The organism is Streptomyces sp. RLA012 (genome assembly GCF_056270325.1).
Window position 1 is genome coordinate 7,921,368 of record NZ_JBWDPA010000002.1, and the last position, 17,452, is coordinate 7,938,819.

12 protein-coding genes and 1 pseudogene are annotated in these 17,452 nt (G+C 66.4%); 7 read left to right on the forward strand and 6 right to left on the reverse strand.

Annotated features, from left to right (window positions below; all coding sequences use genetic code 11):
• Positions 1 to 29 precede the first annotated feature (29 nt).
• From RV986_RS36340 to RV986_RS36355, 4 genes are all read left to right on the forward strand, one after another.
• Positions 30 to 1,592: a recombinase family protein gene (locus RV986_RS36340; protein ID WP_475921419.1), complete on the forward strand. Its 1,563-nt coding sequence runs from the start codon at positions 30 to 32 to the stop codon at positions 1,590 to 1,592.
• 376 nt (positions 1,593 to 1,968) lie between these two features.
• Entirely contained in the window at positions 1,969 to 2,157 is a 189-nt protein-coding gene (locus RV986_RS36345) for a hypothetical protein (RefSeq protein WP_475921420.1), read from the forward strand.
• Positions 2,158 to 4,166: 2,009 nt separating this feature from the next.
• Complete coding sequence (locus RV986_RS36350) at positions 4,167 to 5,543, forward strand: phage major capsid protein (RefSeq protein ID WP_475921421.1); 1,377 nt, start codon at positions 4,167 to 4,169, stop codon at positions 5,541 to 5,543.
• 412 nt (positions 5,544 to 5,955) lie between these two features.
• Positions 5,956 to 6,585, forward strand: a complete 630-nt coding sequence (locus RV986_RS36355; RefSeq protein ID WP_475921422.1) for a transfer protein spdA — start codon at positions 5,956 to 5,958, stop codon at positions 6,583 to 6,585.
• Positions 6,586 to 6,892: 307 nt separating this feature from the next.
• On the opposite strand, the gene RV986_RS36360 is transcribed toward RV986_RS36355, so the two are convergent.
• From RV986_RS36360 to RV986_RS36375, 4 genes and pseudogenes are all read right to left on the reverse strand, one after another.
• On the reverse strand, positions 6,893 to 8,110 hold the full coding sequence (locus RV986_RS36360) for a helix-turn-helix transcriptional regulator (RefSeq protein ID WP_475921423.1): 1,218 nt from the start codon (positions 8,108 to 8,110) through the stop codon (positions 6,893 to 6,895).
• 654 nt (positions 8,111 to 8,764) lie between these two features.
• A complete protein-coding gene (locus RV986_RS36365; protein WP_475921424.1) occupies positions 8,765 to 9,097 on the reverse strand; it encodes a hypothetical protein in 333 nt (110 codons plus the stop codon).
• Positions 9,098 to 9,290: 193 nt separating this feature from the next.
• Positions 9,291 to 9,923 (reverse strand): annotated as a pseudogene (locus RV986_RS36370) (DUF7800 domain-containing protein); the annotation flags it as partial.
• Between the two features lie 127 nt (positions 9,924 to 10,050).
• Positions 10,051 to 10,695, reverse strand: coding sequence for an HNH endonuclease family protein (locus tag RV986_RS36375; RefSeq protein ID WP_475921425.1), 645 nt, complete (start codon positions 10,693 to 10,695; stop codon positions 10,051 to 10,053).
• Between the two features lie 506 nt (positions 10,696 to 11,201).
• Between RV986_RS36375 and RV986_RS36380 the strand changes: the two genes are divergently transcribed.
• Together RV986_RS36380 and RV986_RS36385 are read left to right on the forward strand one after the other, a co-directional pair.
• A complete protein-coding gene (locus RV986_RS36380; RefSeq protein WP_475921426.1) occupies positions 11,202 to 11,783 on the forward strand; it encodes a TMEM165/GDT1 family protein in 582 nt (193 codons plus the stop codon).
• A gap of 241 nt (positions 11,784 to 12,024) precedes the next feature.
• The gene (locus RV986_RS36385; RefSeq protein ID WP_475921427.1) at positions 12,025 to 12,684 is read left to right on the forward strand and encodes an HAD family hydrolase; all 660 of its coding nucleotides are present in this window, start codon (positions 12,025 to 12,027) and stop codon (positions 12,682 to 12,684) included.
• Between the two features lie 721 nt (positions 12,685 to 13,405).
• Here RV986_RS36385 and RV986_RS36390 read toward each other — a convergent pair.
• On the reverse strand, positions 13,406 to 14,461 hold the full coding sequence (locus RV986_RS36390; protein WP_475921428.1) for a peptidoglycan-binding domain-containing protein: 1,056 nt from the start codon (positions 14,459 to 14,461) through the stop codon (positions 13,406 to 13,408).
• A 291-nt stretch (positions 14,462 to 14,752) separates the two neighbouring features.
• On the opposite strand from RV986_RS36390, the gene RV986_RS36395 reads away from it, so the two are divergent.
• Positions 14,753 to 16,867, forward strand: a complete 2,115-nt coding sequence (locus RV986_RS36395; RefSeq protein ID WP_475921429.1) for an MDR family MFS transporter — start codon at positions 14,753 to 14,755, stop codon at positions 16,865 to 16,867.
• 15 nt (positions 16,868 to 16,882) lie between these two features.
• On the opposite strand, the gene RV986_RS36400 is transcribed toward RV986_RS36395, so the two are convergent.
• Entirely contained in the window at positions 16,883 to 17,386 is a 504-nt protein-coding gene (locus RV986_RS36400) for a GNAT family N-acetyltransferase (RefSeq protein WP_475921430.1), read from the reverse strand.
• Positions 17,387 to 17,452: the final 66 nt, after the last annotated feature.

Below are 17,452 nucleotides of genomic sequence, written 5' to 3' on the forward strand. Positions count from 1 at the left end.
CGCAGTATCCGACTCGCTACCGCAACGCCGTGACCAACCAACTCAGGGGCGTGTCTGTCCTCCGTCTGTCCGTCATGACGGACGAGACCACCTCACCCGAGCGCCAGCGCACGGCCAACCACAGTGCCGCCGACGCCCTGTCTATCGACCTTGCCGACCGGGAAGCCGTTGACCTCGGCGTAAGTGCCAGCAAGACGACGCCTTTTGAGCGCCCGGAATTGGGCGCTTGGCTTCGTAGGCCGGACGACTTCGACGCGCTGGTCTTTTGGCGCTTTGATCGCGCGGTCCGGTCCATGGAAGACATGCACGAATTGGCGAAGTGGGCGCGCGAACACAAGAAACTGATTGTGTTCGCCGAAGGTCCGGGCGGACGGCTGGAGCTGGACTTTCGTAACCCTCTCAATCCCATGGCTCAGCTCATGGTCACGCTCTTCGCTTTCGCAGCACAGATGGAGGCTCAGTCAATCCGGGAACGCGTAACCAGCGCTCAGGCTGCAATGAGGGTCATGCAACTCCGCTGGCGTGGTTCCCGTGCGCCTTACGGGTACGTGCCTGCGCCGCTCGAAGGTGGCGGCTGGACGCTCGTTAAAGACCCGGAAGCCGTGAAAGTCATTGAGCGCATCATCAAGGCGCTTGTGGAGGGGGAGACCGCTAACAGCATTGCCCTTGCCTTGAACGCTGACGACGTGCTTTCTCCTGCCGACCATTGGTCGAAATACAAGAGTCGCAAAGTGGAGAAGCCCGCGCGATGGAGCTCAGTAACGGTCGCACGAATTCTGCGCACGGAAACCCTGATCGGATGGAAAGTCAGCGACGATAAGCCCGTGCGTGACAGCAAAGGGCGGCCCATCATGGCGACGCGTGAACCGATTCTGACGCGTGCTGAGTTCGATGCCGTTCAAGCTCTGTTGGACACTCGCAGCGTCGAAAACTCTGTCCGGCGGGATACCAACGCACTTCTGTTCGGAATCATCCACTGTTCTTCCTGTAATGGCCGGATGTACCTCAACGCGCAAGAATCGAAGCCTGGTCAGCGCCCCACGTATCGGTGCGGGGCTTCTCCTCGGGGCGAAGTTTGTGAGCACCCGGTGAACATTCGCGCTGACTGGGTTGACGAGTATGCGACGCATGAATTCTTGCGCATCCTTGGGGGTCTGGAGATCGTCACTACGCGCAACATTCCCGGGTACGATCCTCAGCCGGAAATTGACGCCACTCTTGTTGAGTACGAAGCGCATCGCGCGGAGCGACAGAACATCAAGTCCAAGGCTGCGATGAACTCATGGGAACAGCACCGCGACGCGCTTGATACTCGACTTGCTGAGCTTGAAAGCCGGGAAAAGGTAGAGCCGCGCACCGAGGAAATCCGAACCCGCAAGACGTATGCGGAAAAGTGGGTCAAGGCGGAAACGGCCGGACGGCGGAAGATGCTGGCGGATGCAGGCGCGCACCTGTCGATTAAGGCGGGAACTCCGGGCGGCTGGCGAAAGCTGGATGAGCGGCGCGTCGAATTCGACGTCAGAGACCCGTTCTACAGCGAGGCAGCAAGCGAATTCACGGCCATGGCGGCCGAGTTGGCTGCAAACGACTAGACAGCCCCTCTGAGCACCGCTCGGCCGGTCCCTGGTGGATCTGCCGGGCGGTGCTCTTTGCGTGTCGCAGGCGCCGCGTGCTGGCCGACGCTGGCGCGCATCTGGAAGTGCAGCGAGGTCCGCGCGGAGGGGTGGCAGCCCCAGGCGCCTGAGTGGCCGCGTAGCGCCCTTACAGCCCCGTCTGGCCCCCGTGGTCCGGCGGGGCTTTCTGCTGCCCTCAGGGGCCGTTCCGGGCCGGTCGCTGGCGTCAGCGAGTCAGCGCGAAGGGAAACGTCACTAGATCAACTGACGCACCGTCAGTTATGCATGCTCCGAGGTAACCGACCCGCTAGTCCTGTTACGAGAGGCAAGCGCGACGGTGGAGAGGCAGCACGCAATGGCAGCAGACGAGATGTGGCAAATCATCATGTCGTGGGCCGGTGAGGATTCCCACCGTGGCCGACTGGTACGCGCATTCCAGAGCAATATGGGAAATGACGTGCGGCTCCAAGCTGAACGGCTTGCACTTCTGGGTGTTCATGCCAAGCGACAGGCAATGCGTAAGGCCGGTCTTGCGCTGGTCTGAGCTTCCGCAGGAATCGAAAAGCCACCCGGTTTCGTGATCGGGTGGTTTTTTTCTGCCCAAGTTTAGGGACTTTCGCGGACAACGCATGTCCCCGAAACGCGTTTAGTGACACCCCAACCGCCCCGAAACGACTTTAGGGACAGGCCAGATGTCCCCGTAACCACTTTAGGGACACACCGCGTGTCCCCGAAAGGAATGAAACTCGATGACTAAGAGTGAACTGCTCGCCCTACTCCGGGACGCCGAAACGGTGCTATGGGACGCCGTAGGCCGCAAGGTCAGCGGTGCAGAGGAAACGCACCAGCGGATAGCCCTTGCCCTACGCGCTGAGGCTGTCTCTACGCCTGATGGCGTTTGCCCTGTCTGCGGAGAGGCCATTACGCAGCCTTGCACGGGGCGCCCTCGTACGTACTGCGGCGGGGCGTGCAAGAAGCGTGCGCAGAGGGCCCGGAAGAACAGTTGAGGACAGCGCGAAGGGTTGGGCAAACAACAACTCTCTGTAGCTGTTTCTTATCAATATCTACGGTTACTAAAAATCAGATTCCTATAGAGGTCTCTAAGCAAAAGCAGAGACCCGTAACCATTAATCGCGATTGGAGACACCCCCAGATGCTTGGTTTCAGCGGCACCTCAGCCTGCGAAGAGTGCAGCGAGTGGCTAACCGGTCGTCAGCTCCGCTTCTGTTCGGACAAGTGCAAGATGCGTGCCCACCGCAGAGAGAAGGGTCCTCGGCCCGCTGAAAAGGTCTGCCGTCTGTGCGGAGCAACCTTCCGGCCGCTGCGAGGCAAACAGACGTTCTGTGACTACGCCAACGACGCGAACGAGACATGCGCTGCAATGCAGAGTGAGCTAAGCGAACTGGCCCGGGAAGCGCAGGGCGAGCGCTATGACGCCGAGTGCGCGCGCGAGGGCTGCGAGGACAACACCGGTTGGGATGGCATTGGCCGCCCGCGTCGTTTCTGCTCACCTCGCTGTAAGACGGCCCACTATCGCGCTGCCAGGAAGGCACAGACGGGCGCCTGAGCACCTAACAGCCATGCCCCGGGGCTTTCCACCGGGGCATCTCTATGCGGTCGCCACGCGGCCGTACAGCCATTCCAGAAACTCGGCGGTATTCAGGGCTGGTAACCCACTCGCTAGAACCTTATTGAGGGGTGCGTTACGGCATCCCCACAGCAGCGATGGCAACCCGCTGCGTCGCGAGGCACGTACGGAAATCCGTAGGTGACCCGCCCAAATTCCCGGCCCCCATGCCGAGTACTTCCCAGGTTGCCCGCTGGGGAGGTGCTCGGCATGGGGGCCATTTTCATTTTCTGCACCACGCAAAAGCGCAGGCCCACCCCCGAGCCGGCTGAAAAGTGGAATTTCTTCGTACCGGCGCCACCGGATGCGCTGACCACCTACGGAAATCCGTAGGTCACCAACTCACAGAGAACCAAAGCCAATGAGCCACGAAATTGAGTCACGGCACTTTCCTAGACCTACTCCGCCGACGTATCGCCATGCCGGTGCGCCGGACGCTGAAACGCTGGATTTCAGCGCATCGCTGCGGACGCGACTGACCGGCTACGTAAACGCCATGTTCAACCGCATTGACGCTGACGGGGGCGCCGTACAGCCCGATGGCACGGCTCACCCACTGCTCGATCTGGCCCTAGCCGCTGTGGATTCCGGCACGGAACTTCGCCGGTTGGCAATGGAGCGCCGATTGGGCGGGGCCGTCCTCGAATACCGCGCACGGCGATCGGTCTGAGAGTGGTCGCGCTTCACAACTCGGCGCCGCATGAACCTGGTTGGCCGTTGCTGCGATGTTCCCACTGCGAACACTGGAAGCACGCAAGCCAATTCACGCCAGCGCGCCGACCCCACCGGCACAGACAGCACCACTACTCCTGCAAACCGTGCCGCGCTGAATACGAGAGAGCGCTACGTAAGCGCAGGGCATAGCCCTATTTCCCCTGCCGCTGGCCGCGAGGCGTACCGGCATCTCTTCGAAGAAAAGAGCAAGCATGGACAAGCGATCTCTTATCGCTGATCTTCGCGCTCGTCGGGATGACGAACGAAATGCCGTTGGCAATCTCATAGAGCATGCCAAGCGCAGTAAGCGCGGGCTGACCACCGGCGAGGAAACCCGATTCGATGCCCATGAGGCCGAGATTCGCGCGCTGAACGACCGGATCGAGGAACTCGAATCGCAGGTCGACGCCGATGAGGCTGCCGCCCCTATGGCCTTGCGTTATGCCCCGGGCGCTTCCGCCAACTCCACCAACTCTCAGAGGACTTCCAGCATGCCCACCGCTTCCGCCCGCGTTACCGAGCCGTCCACGTACACCCGTGAGGGTCGCAACAGTTACTTCCTAGACCTGGCTCGCGTAGCCCAGACCGGCGACCGTGACGCGCGCCAGCGACTGGAGCGCAACGACGCTGAACAGCGCGCGCTGAGCACCACGAACGGGGCCGGTGGCGAATTCGTCCCGCCTCTGTGGCTCACTGAGGAGTACGTCCGCTACGCCCGGCCGCACCGGACCTTTGCCGACCTGGTGAACACCAATCCGCTTCCGCCGGGCACGGACTTGATATCGATTCCGAAGGTTTCCGGCGGTACTGCAACGGCCGTTCAGGGTGCGCAGAATACTGCCATTCAGAACACCGACATGCAGACGACGTCCATTGCGTCGAGCGTCTTCACGGTTGCCGGTGGTCAGACGATTTCCCTTCAGATGCTAGAGCAGTCGCCCATTCGCACGGATGAGGTGATCCTGAGCGACCTTGCTGCGGATTATGCGAGGCAGCTTGATTCCCTTTACTTGTCCGGTGATGGCACCAGCGGGAAGCCCACGGGCATTCTCAACCTGGCCGGTACCAACTCGGTTGCCTGGACCGGTACCGCGCTTACTGGCGCCACCTCGCTATATACCGCTGTGGCGTCCGCCATTTCGAAGATTTGGTCTACGCGATTTGCTGCGCCTACGGCCATCGTCATGCACCCGCGCCGATTCGCGTGGATGCTCGCTCAGGTCGACAGCAGCAACCGGCCGATCATTGTTCCGGCGCAGGGCGGAGCCTTTAACGCCCCTGGTCTGCTCGGCCCGTCGCTGAATGCTGAGGGTCCTGTGGGTGTGTTCGCTGGTCTTCCGGTTTACCTAGACGCGAACATTCCCACCAATCTGGGAGCGGGTACCGACCAGGACCGAATCATCGTTCTGAAGGCGGACGACGTTTACGCCTTTGAAGGCAACTTCAAGGCGGAAGCCTTCTCTCAGACGTACGCGAATCAGCTTTCGCTGTTCCTGCGCGTCTACAACTACGCGTCATTCCAGGCTGCGCGTTACCCGTCGAGTATCTCGGTCATCTCGGGTACCGGACTGAACCAGGTTCTCGCCTAAGCCTGATGGCTAACCGGTGAATACAGCCCACAGAGTTCAGGGAAATTACTCCCACTCTCTGAACTCTGTGGGCTGTTTCTCTGCTGCGGCGGAACGGAACCGCCAGCGGGAAGCGCGATCATTCCGAACCTGATAATCACTCGCCGTGAATGCATGGGAATGCATAGCCGAGCCTCCCATTCCTGCATATGTATGCAAGGCGGGGGGTGGGTCGAAGTCCAGCGAAGATCATCCCAGGGACCCAGCTCCCATGGCTGGGGACATCGCTGCGAAATTGCACCCCCGGGGGTCTAGCCCGAAAAGCCGCTAGACCTGCATATTTATCCAATTTCCAGGCCGGCGGGGCTCTATCTGACGGATCGTCAGCAAACAGAACGTAATTAACCCAGACGCATACCGAAAGCAATCGAAAATGAAAACTGACGTCTTCCTTAAATGGTCCGCACTGCTCGCCGCCATGTACCTGAGTTTCAGCGCGGAATACGACCTTGCATTGCATTGCGGATTTACGAAATACACGGCCCCGGCCTTTCCGCTGGCTCTCGATTTGTTCATGATTTGGTCTGTACGTCAGCGCCGGAATGTGGCCGCTTCGGTCATGGCCGTTGTGTGCTTCAACGTGGCCGCGCATCTTCCGCTGTCCGGCCGATGGCTTACTGCCGTGACGGTTGCTGCCAGCGTGGCCGCTCCACTGGTCGTTTGGGCAATGCATGTCCGGCCGCGTGTACGCGTCTCTGAGGGCCGTACGGTCATTCCGGCGGACGGGAACCGCAGCGAGGGAGTGAACGGCCGTCAGGTGGCCGCTGAGAGCCTCCCTGAGTCGGTAATCCCAGATGACCTCTGGCAAGACTTCGAAAGCAGCGCGCCGGAGGTGACCGAGGGCGTTGCCGACAACGACCGGCCGACCCCGGACACCATCCGTTCCGCCGTGTCCGCGCTGACCGCTTCCGGTACCCGCGTGACCGGCTCAGCGCTGGCCCGGCATTTCGGAGTGTCCGAACGGACCGGCCGCCGATATCTGGCCATGGCCGGTGCGATATGAGCTACGCCGAATGGCGAGCATTCTTCGTCGCCAATCCTGACGCAGCCTCAGAACCTCTCTGGACCATGGCCACCGCAGACCAGCAGAATGCGGCTGTGGCTGTCCGTACCAGCCGTGCCTACCGGGCGCACATGCGGAGTCTCGCCGAAGGGAACAGCGAGTGGATAGAGCCGCTGTCGCTGGCCCGTGTGACGACACTGACTAACCCGTACTCCGATGATGAGTCCTACGGCGCAGAGAGCGTCTGAGAACGCCCCCCAGGGTCCCCGGTTGCATTCCGGAGGCTCTAGGGGGCGTTTCTGCGTTTCTAGGCTGCCCGGTGTTCGGCGAGTAGCGCGGCCACTTCCGGCACGTCGGCGAAGTCCTGCAACCGGCGCAGGATCACGCGCACCCTCTCCGCTGTCCGTTCTGACGGGATGTCAGCGGCCAGCGTGATTACCCGGTCGGCCACGGCTGCCGCCTCTTCCGGTTCGTTGGCATCCGCGAGAGCAATGACAAGCCATGACAGGTACAGCGCCAATTCGCGCGTGTGCGTGGCGTCGTATCCGCTGAGTACTTCCCGGAGCAACGGGACGGCGCGCAATGGCCGGTGAATCTCTGTGTAGACCCGACTTTCCATGACCCGTAGTTCGCCAGCGTCGACCCAATACAGGTAAGCCGGTGACTCGGTTCCCGCGCTGTCCTCGCTGAGTGCTTGCCCGGCTTCCCCTAGGGCGCGCATGGCCTGTTGCCCGTTCTCTGTTCCCCCGGATTTCGTGTGCGCCCATGCGACCCGGTCGAGATACAGCGCGCGTGCCTTTGGGGGAGCGTCGGTCCCTGCATCATTGAGCGCTGCATGGGCCAGCGTCAGCCCCTCGGATTCCCGCCCCGTGTTGCTGAGTTGGTAGGCCAGTGATCCGGCGATGTTCCCGGCGAGGGTGCGGTCCTCGGCCTGAGTCGCTGCGCTGACTCCTAGCCGGTAAATGCGCTCCGCCTCGCTGTGTTGCCCGGCATCGCTGGCAATCCATCCGGCGATCTGGGCCAACTCCCCAATCTGCCTGAGTAGTTGGCGCCCGACTTCGCCGGTGTGGCTGCCTTCCCGGTAGAGCTTCACGGCGGAACGCAATTCACGCAGCGCGGGGCGGATGAGATCCCCACCGGCTAGGACGTCATCGGCCAGCCGTAGGCCGTGCACGCGTTGCTGCAAGTCGTCCACTTGGGCCATGCCAACCCGGCGCCCTGGGCGGCCCTCTAGCGGGCTCAGCGGGTCACCTTCGGGCAGGAAGTCGGCGAGCGTCGGCAAGGGCGGCTCAGCGGGCGCCTGTGGCGTTTTCAGCGCGTCCACGGACACGCCTAGCGCGGCAGCGAGGATCGGCAGCCATTCACGGGGCGTGCGCTTGCCTGTCTCCCAACGGCTGATCTCTTGCCGCCCGACTGGTTCGCCCGTTACTCGCGCTGCCTGGCAGACCTCACGTGCTAGCCGTGCCTGACTCCACCCCCGCTCTTCGCGGAGTTGCCGGATGTTGGCCCCGATGCTGCTGCCCATGTGTCCATTCTGGCCGACAGTTGGCCTACAGGGGGCCGCTAGTCGGAGATCCATTCCGGCCGGAAGGTGGACGGCGAATAGTCGACGTGAGGGGACACCGGCCATGGCGAGTCAGAGCACAGCGGAAACGGACGCGCGACAGTGGGAGTACACGACGTTTGCTCCGTCGGGGGAGACGTGCCCGGCGTGCATGAAGTCAATCAAGTCGCTTGAGCGTTGCCGACGAGGTGAGTTGGAACGCCAATCGGGTTCGCCGGTCGTCGTTTACCGGCACGTGGATTGCGAGGACCCGAGGGAACTCAAGCGGCGGCCCCGGTAAAGCGCGTGAGAGACGTTGACCGTTGGCTGAGGGAACCGCGCCCCGGCCCGGTGAACCCGGAATCCTGTGTTGTGTGTACAGCGCTGAAAGGCAGTGTCAGCGCGAGTACCCGCATGGATGACCCGCTTTTGGCGCTGGCCACGCTGTCAGCGATGCGGATTCACCGGGAGTTCGGACATCAGAACTGGGTGAAGGAACCACCGTCTGTCGAGCAATCCGCATGAGGATTTGCCGCCTAGGTCCCTCGCTGTCGGCCAGCACTCCGGCAGCGAGGTTGAGAGGCTCCGTCCATGCGCTGTTCCCCCGTGGTGCGTGGACGGAGCCCATTGCTTTTCTCAGCGCTGACTCAGAGCGGCGCGCAAAGCGTCTTCCAGCGCCCTTGCAACCGGCGCGTTCAGCCGTTCGCCGCGCAGTTCGGCCACGCTGGCAACGTCCTGCACAGCACCGGCCAACTTTGCGATCAATCGGCAGAGTTCAGCGCGCGAGACTTCCGGGCGCTCCGCCATCGTCAGCGCGTAGGCAGCGTCATTGCGCGCCATGTTGATGATGTGCGCTTCGGCGCGATCGGCTATCTGATCCACTTCCCTGGGGGCTCCGTACTCCGCCGTGCCTTCGGGGCCGGTCCACGGTAGGCGGCGCATTCGTTCAGCGCGGATAGGCTCAGGCATGGCCGACTCCATTTCAGGCGGTCCCTGTGCGGAAGCCTTCCCGCCGGGGCACTGATTTTCTGGCCCCATCAGGCTACGCGGATAAGTGGCCCCTGGGGCGCGCGAGTTGGCGTCGTCGGCGCTCCCTCTCTGACGTTGAATACCTGCGCTGACCTGGGCAGATGTGCTAGAACTGGAAGTCACGAGTCTTTGGGTCGTCGAAGATCATGCAGCTGGGCACGGTGGACAGCAGCCAGCGGACTTCCGGGTCGAGCCAGGATTCGTAGTAGAGGCGGGTGTACTCCTCGTAGTCCGCGACCTCGTCGCCCGGGGGATCCGCGAGATCGCGGCGGGCGGTGAGCCAGCGCTGGGTCGCCTTGGACGTCTCGTCGGCGTACACCTGGTCGCCCAACAGGAGCAGGACGTCCGGTCGTTCGCCCTCGGGTTCGGCCGCGATCCGGGCCGCGAGCGTGTCCAGGGCGTCGGGCCCGACCGGGTCCTTCTCGTCCGCGGGCGGCGCGGCCCAGCGGCACGAGCCGAAGGTGACACGGACGGCGTCCTGTTCGGCCGGGGTGCGGACGACCGAGGGCGGGAAGGGCGAGTCGGGCGGCGGCCAGACGCCGACGTCGTCCAGCAGCACCTCGTACGCGACGGTGGTGCCCGGTGTCAGACCGCTCACCGGCACCAACGCGTAGTGGTGCCCGGCGACTTGGAAGGTACGGGCCGAGCCGCGCGCGCCGTCGGCGCAGCGCACCTCGGCGGTGCACGGACGGCTCGCCTCGACCCAGAAGGTCGCGGACGAGCCGTCGACGTACCTCAGCAGCGGTCCCAGGCGCAGCTCCGCCATGGTGATCACCCTCCTCCGTCGCCCCGTACGGTACGGAACGACGGAGGAGAGCGGGGAGGTTCCGGGAACTGCGCCGGTTTCTGTGGGGGGTGGGGACCGGCGAGGACCGGTGGGACCGGCCCGGGGGTCAGCAGCCGCTGAGGACCGAGCTGAGCTTGGTCTTCTCCGCGGTGTCGACCTTGAGGTTGTAGTAGTACTTCACCTGGACCCAGGCACGGACGTACGTGCAGGCGTAGGAGGTGATGGACGGCATCCACTCGGCCGGGTCCTTGTCGCCCTTGGACTGGTTCACGTTGTCCGTGACGGCGATCAGCTGCGGGCGCGTCACGTCGTTGGCGAAGGCCTGCCGCTGGGCGGTGGTCCAGGCGCTCGCGCCGGAGTCCCAGGCCTCGGCGAGCGGGACGAGGTGGTCGATGTCGACGTCGGAGGCGGCGGTCCAGGTGGCGCCGTCGTAGACGGAGTACCAGCTGCCGCTGGTGGCGACGCAGGCGGAGTCGGTGGTGACGTTCGAACCGTCGCGCTTGAGGATGTACTCACGGGTGTTGCAGGTGCCGCTGATGGTGATCCAGGTGGGGAACAGATCACGGTCGTACCCGGTGCGGTTCTCCGTCGCCACGGTGAGCGAGGCGAGGTAGGTGCGGGCGGTGGCGGCGCTGACCGGGGTGGGCAGCGCGGCGGAGGCGGTCGGGCCGTTGAATATCCCGGCCATGGCTATCAGACCGGTGAAGGCTGCGAGTATGCTCAGCCGTCGACGCGCGTAGACCTTTGGCATGCGAACTCCCTTGAGGTGGGGGGACGTTGGAGCGAGCGCGCTCATGCTTCCGGTGGCGCATTTCCGGAAGGTGTGGGGCAGGTAAGAAGCTAGTGACGGGGACATGACATGCCAAGGGGTATGGGGCAACCGGTTTCTGTGAATCAGGGCAACGGCTTTCCGGATCGGGCGGGGCGGCCTCCGGGGCTTTCCGGGGCCCGGTGTGACGGGTTCGGGACCTATGGCCCTTCGCGGCTCATTTCGTCATCCCGTACGATGGATGGCGCAGAAGGGGAGTAGCTCTTCGCCGGACCGTCGACATACTGCTCAGCTCGTCTGAGCCGGCGCCCGGAGGCAGACCACGACCAGGGCCCATGGCCCCGGGGTCGGCCAGCGAGACCTTCGGCAGAGCAGTGCACCGTCCGTACGTATGTCCTCGTGCGGGCGCCTATGTGTGCTGCCGTGCCGAGGTGTCGCGTCGCAGTCACAGCACTCTCGGTGGGGCAGCCCCGACCGATTGAGGAATTTTGATCAGCATCAGCGTGATGGCGCTCGTCTTCGGCGTCGTCTTCCTTGCGGAGCTGCCGGACAAGACCGCGCTCGCCGGGCTCGTCCTGGGCACCCGCTACCGCGCCTCATATGTCTTCGCGGGCGTCGCCGCCGCCTTCGCCGTGCATGTCGCGCTCGCCGTCGCGGCGGGCAGCGTGCTGACCCTGCTGCCCCAGCAGATCGTGCACGCGCTCACGGGTGTGCTGTTCCTCGCGGGTGCCGCCGTGCTGCTCCTGAAGAAGGGCGAGGACGACGAGGAGATCCGCAAGCCCGAGAACCAGAGCTTCTGGAAGGTGTCCGGGGCGGGCTTCATGCTCATCCTGGTCGCCGAGTTCGGCGACCTCACGCAGATCATGACGGCGAACCTCGCGGCCCGATACGACGACCCGCTCTCCGTCGGCCTCGGCGCGGTGCTCGCGCTCTGGGCGGTGGCCGGGCTCGGCATCGTCGGCGGGAAGGCGCTGATGAAGCGGGTGCCGCTGGAGCTCATCACCAAGGTCGCGGCGGTCCTGATGCTGGCGCTGGGGGTCTGGAGTCTGTACGAGGCGGTGGCGGGCTGAGGTAGGTGTCTGTACGAGGCGGTGGCGGGCTGAGGGGGGCGTCGGTCGGTAGTAGTGGCGGGCTGAGGAAGGTGTCGGTCGGTAGTGGTGGCGGCGGGGCTCCTTGTTTTGTATGGTAGAGAAACAAAGTGGCTCCCGTCCGCACTCCCTGACCGGCGGGCGGGGCCGCCTTGTTCCCGGGGGACCCGGTGGTGATCCACTGGACACCCCGGCCCTTTCCCCCGCGCTCTGGAGCCTGCCGATGTCGGCCACCACCGTTCTGACCGCCCGCGCCCTCCTGCTCGACATGGACGGCACCCTCGTGAACTCGGACGCCGTGGTCGAGCGCTGCTGGCGCCGCTGGGCCGACCGGCACGGGCTCGACGGGGACGAGGTCATGAAGGTCGTCCACGGCCGGCAGGGATACGCCTCCATGGCGGTGCTGCTGCCGCACCGGCCCATGGAGCAGAACCACGCCGACAACGCGCGGATGCTCGCCGAGGAGACCGCCGACATGGACGGTGTCGTCGCGATTCCGGGCGCCGCGGAGTTTCTGGCCTCGCTTGCCGGGTTGCCGCATGCGCTGGTGACCTCCGCGGATGTGGCGCTGTCCGGTGCGCGGATGGCTGCCGCCGGGCTCGGGCTGCCCGATGTCCGGATCACCGCGGAGTCCGTGGGCGCGAGCAAGCCGGATCCGGAGGGGTTCTTGAAGGGTGCCGCCGAGTTGGGGGTCGCGCCTGAGGAGTGTGTTGTCTTCGAGGACTCCGGTGCGGGGATCTCGGCGGGGCGGGGGGCGGGGATGCGGGTGGTCGGGGTGGGGCCTCGGGCGGGGTTCCATCGGCCGGATGTGCTTGTTCGTGATCTGACGCGGGTGCGGGTGGAGGGTTTGGGGGACGGGACGATACGGCTGCACGTCGGCTGACCGTCCGATGCGATTCTCGCCCCCGCCGCCCCTACCCGTCCCATCCCCAGGGGCTCCGCCCCTTCGACCCCGCCGGGGGCTGCCGCCCCCGGACCCCCGCATCGGCCTGAACGGCCTCGTCCTCAAACGCCGGACGGGCTGGGTGGGGCGGAGGGGGGTGGGACGGTGGGGACTGGGGTGGGTGGGCTGGCTGGGGCCGGCCTTCGGCCTCGTCCTCACGCGCCGGGTGGCGCGGAGCGAGGTCGGTGGAGCACGGCCCCGGCCTCGCCCTCGAAGCGCCGGGCGGGCCGGAGTCTTTGAGGGGCGCGGGGAACTGCGTGCCCGGCCCACGCTGGCCCGCGGTCGAGCGATCTCGGGCGGGTGGAGGTTCTGGGGCGTAGCCCCGGTTCCAGGGGCGCAGGGAACTGCGTGCCCGGCCGCCACTGGCCCGCGGTCGAGCGATCTCGGGCGGGTGGAGGTTCTGGGGCGTAGCCCCGGTTCCAGGGGCGCAGGGAACTGCGTGCCCGGCCGCCACTGGCCCGCGGTCGAGCGATCTCGGGCGGGTGGAGGTTCTGGGGCGTAGCCCCGGTCTCAGGGGCGCGGGGAACTGCGCGATCAGCCCCCGCCGGTCCGCAGTGGAAGGTCCTCCCATCAGCCCGCAGTGGAATGGAACCCCCGTCGCGCCGCAGTGGAAGAGCAGGACGGAACCCCGCGGCGGTGGCCCGGGGTCTGTCCCGGCGGGCTATGGCTCCGTCGTTTCCTTCTCCAGGCTCGCCCGCGTGGCCGCCCCGTACACGCCCTGCTCGTCGCCCGTGATGCCCCGGGCCTTCTGGTAGCGGCGTACGGCGTCCTCGACCTGGCGGGAGTACACGCCGTCGGTGTCGCCGGTGTAGAGGGACAACTGGGCCAGGCGCAGCTGGAGTTCGGTGACCTCGGGGCCCTTGTCGCCGCGTTGCAGGGTCTGGACCGGCTGTGTGTCCGAGGCGTCCTGGCCGGGCGCCAGCGAGCCCGTGGTCGTAGTGGTGGCCGAGGGCGGCGTCGGTGACGGGGTGACCGACGGGGACGGCCGCGCCGATGTGGTCGAGGGCGACGCGGAGGACGTCGGACGCGCGCTCGGCTGCGACCCCGGGTCGCCGCCCGCGGCCGGTGCCGACCCCGCGGGCGACGACCCGCGCTCCGACGACGACGGCGCGGGAGACGTGGACGTCGAGGACGACTCCGGCACGCTCGCCCGGATCTCGTCCGGCAGCGCCTCGTCCCGCGCGGGGGCGTCGTACGAGAACAGCCCGCTCGCGAACCCCGCCGCGGCCACGACCGCCACGGCGGCCCCGGCGACGGCCAGCAGGGCGGCCGTACGCCGCCGACGCCGGGGCGGTTCCTCCGACCGGTCGTCCGGCAGGGCATCCGGCAGGGCATCCGGGACGGCACCGGAGGGTGGTGCCAGGGGTGGGTACGGGATCGGTTCCTCGGGGCGGCCGTGCCGTGCGGCGGCCGCGGACGGCACGGTGTCGAGCCGCATCGTGGCGTCGGACGGCACGGTGTCGAGCCGCATCGTGGCGTCGGACGGCACCGTGTCCAGCCGCATCGTGGCGTCGGAGGCGTCCTTGGTCCCCAGCTCCGCCAGCTCCACGTAGGGGCGTATCCGCAGTGGGTCGAAGTCCTCCGCCGCGGCCGCCTCCGCCGTGCGGGCCTCGCGCAGGGCGTCCGAGGCGCGCTCCGTGCAGCCGCAGGACGGGGTGCCGTCCGGCGTCCGAGGCGCGGCGCACTCGGGGCAGACATGCCCGTTCGGTTCAGTCACGCGTTGGGTCCCTCCCCCTGCGACTCCCCCTGAGAACTCCCGAGGCTAAACCAGACTCCCCGGTCAATCTCCCAGGAGCCCCCGGAATCACTCCCTCCGCGCCCTTCGCCGGAGCCACAGGATTTTATGGGATGTTATGGGATTCAACAGGCCATAAGTGTTCGCAGACGCCACCATGGAGGTGACCGGAGCGTGGCCGAACGGTGACCGAGGCTCGAGGGCTCGAAAGGTTCGAAGGGCGTAAAGGGTGTAAAGGGTGTAGAGGGTTCGAAGGGTTCGTGGGAGGTCCGTATGGCGGACGACATACCTGGTGAGGTGCACGACCCGGACACGCCGCCGCACGGTGTGAACGAGTCCGCCGAGCGGAGGCGCTCGGCGGCCGCCGTCGACGCCCAGGAGGCGCCGGTGCACGGCAGCGTCGTCCTCTCGATCGGCGCGCTGCTGCTCGGCCTGCTGCTGGCCTCCCTCGACCAGACGATCGTGTCGACCGCACTGCCCACCATCGTCAGTGAACTCGGCGGTCTGGATCATCTGTCGTGGGTGGTCACCGCGTATCTGCTCGCGTCGACCGCGGCGACCCCGCTGTGGGGCAAACTCGGCGACCAATACGGCCGAAAGAAGCTGTTCCAGGCCGCGATCGTGATCTTCCTGATCGGCTCGGCGCTGTGCGGCCTGGCACAGAACATGGGCGAGCTGATCGGCTTCCGGGCCTTGCAGGGGCTCGGCGGCGGTGGGCTCATCGTGCTGTCGATGGCGATCGTCGGTGACATCGTCGCGCCGCGCGAACGGGGAAAGTACCAGGGGCTGTTCGGCGCCGTCTTCGGCGCGACCAGCGTGCTGGGGCCGCTGCTCGGCGGACTCTTCACCGAGCACCTCAGCTGGCGCTGGGTCTTCTATGTCAACCTGCCCGTCGGCGTCGTCGCGCTCGTCGTGATCGCGACGGTCCTGCGCACCCCCAGGAAGTCCGCCGAACATGTCATCGACTACCTCGGCACCTTCCTCATCGCCGCGGTCGCCACCTGTCTCGTTCTCGTCGCCTCGCTCGGTGGCACCACCTGGGAATGGAGTTCGCCGCAGATCATCGGCCTCGCGGTGCTCGGGGTTCTGTTCGCCGTGGCCTTCGTGGCCGTGGAGCGGCGGGCGGCCGAACCCGTCCTTCCGCTCAGGCTCTTCCGTATCCGCACCTTCACCCTCTCCGCCGTCATCAGCTTCATCGTCGGATTCGCGATGTTCGGCGCGATGACCTACCTGCCGACCTTCCTCCAGGTCGTCCACGGCGTGAGCCCCACCCTGTCCGGAGTGCACATGCTGCCCATGGTGTTCGGGCTGCTGCTCTCCTCGACCGTCTCCGGGCAGATCGTCAGCCGTACCGGCCGCTGGAAGGCCTTCCCCATCGTCGGCACCGGCGTCACGGCCATCGGTCTGCTGCTGCTCCACCAGCTCGACGAGCGCAGCAGCACCGGCGAGATGAGCGCGTACTTCCTCGTCTTCGGCCTGGGGCTCGGCCTGGTCATGCAGGTCCTGGTCCTGATCGTGCAGAACGCGGTCTCGTACGAGGATCTGGGCGTCGCCACCTCCGGCGCCACCTTCTTCCGGTCCATCGGGGCCTCGTTCGGCGTGGCGATCTTCGGCACGGTCTTCACGAGGCGCCTGGGCGGCAACCTCACGGAGGCGCTGAGCGGACAGCGGCTTCCCGCGGGCATCACCCCGGACTCCCTCAAGGCCGACCCGAAGGGCATCGCCGGGCTGCCGTCCGCGCTCCAGCAGCCCGTCCTGCACGCGTACGCCTCGTCCATCACCGACGTCTTCCTCTACGCCGCCCCGGTCGCCCTCCTCGGCTTCGTACTGGCCTGGTTCCTGCGCGAGGACAAGCTGCGCGGGTCGGTCACGGCGCCCGACGTCACCGAGACGCTCGCCACCAACCCCGTGGAGCGGTCGTCGTACGACGAGGTGTGCCGGGCGCTGTCCGTGCTCGGCACCCGGGAGGGGCGGCGCGAGATCTACGAGAAGATCACCGTGCGGGCCGGCTACGACCTGCTGCCCGCCGCGAGCTGGCTGCTGCTGCGGATCAAGAAGTACGGCTGGGCCGAGCCGGCCGGGCTCGCCGAGCGCAGCACCGTACCGCTGCCCGTGGTGCTCGCCTCGGCCCGGCAGCTGGAGGAGCGCCGGCTCGCCGACCGGGAGGGGCTCGACCTCGTCCTCACCGACGAGGGGCGCGAGGTCGCCGAAAGGCTGGCCAAGGCCCGGGAGGACTCCCTCTCCGAGTTGCTCGGCGACTGGTGGGGTCCCGACCGGCCGACCGATCTCATGAGACTGGTCGAGGAGCTGAACGGAGAGCTGTGCGGCTCCGACGGGGAGCGCCCGCACGACGGCACGGTGCCGCGTACGCGGCGGTCACCGGTGTGATCCTGCCGGCGGCCTTCAGGGCGTCAGTTTCTTCGTGAACCAGTGGTCGGCGTAGACATCGTCGTTGTGCGGCTCGGTCTCCTCGTAACCGTGCCGCGCGTACAGGGCGCGCGCCTCCACCAGGTCGCCGCGGGTGTCGAGGATCAGCCGCTCGGCGCCGAGGCCGCGCGCCGCCTCCTCGGCCGCCGCGAGCAGCAGCGCCGCGCAGCCCCTGCCCCGCAGCTCCCCGCGCACGAACACGCGCTTCAGCTCGCCCGTCGTCGCGTCGAGCATCCGCACCCCGGCCATGCCCCCTGCCTCCCCGCCGTACCGCGCGACCAGCAGTACCCCGCCGGGCGTCCGGAACTCGGCACCCGGGGTCGCCGCGATCTCCCGCTCCAGTTCCTCGGGGTCGGTCGCGTGTCCCTCGTGCAGCAGGTACCAGCGGTCGCTGACCTCCGTGTAGTACGCCCGCCACAGCGCGGCGGCGACGGGGGAGTCGAAGGGCTCGGGGGTCACGGTCCAGGTCATGGCGGCCATTGTCGGGAGGTGTCGGCCCCGGTCCGCAAGCGGATTTCGGTGGGCCGCCGGTGCGGGCGGGTCCGG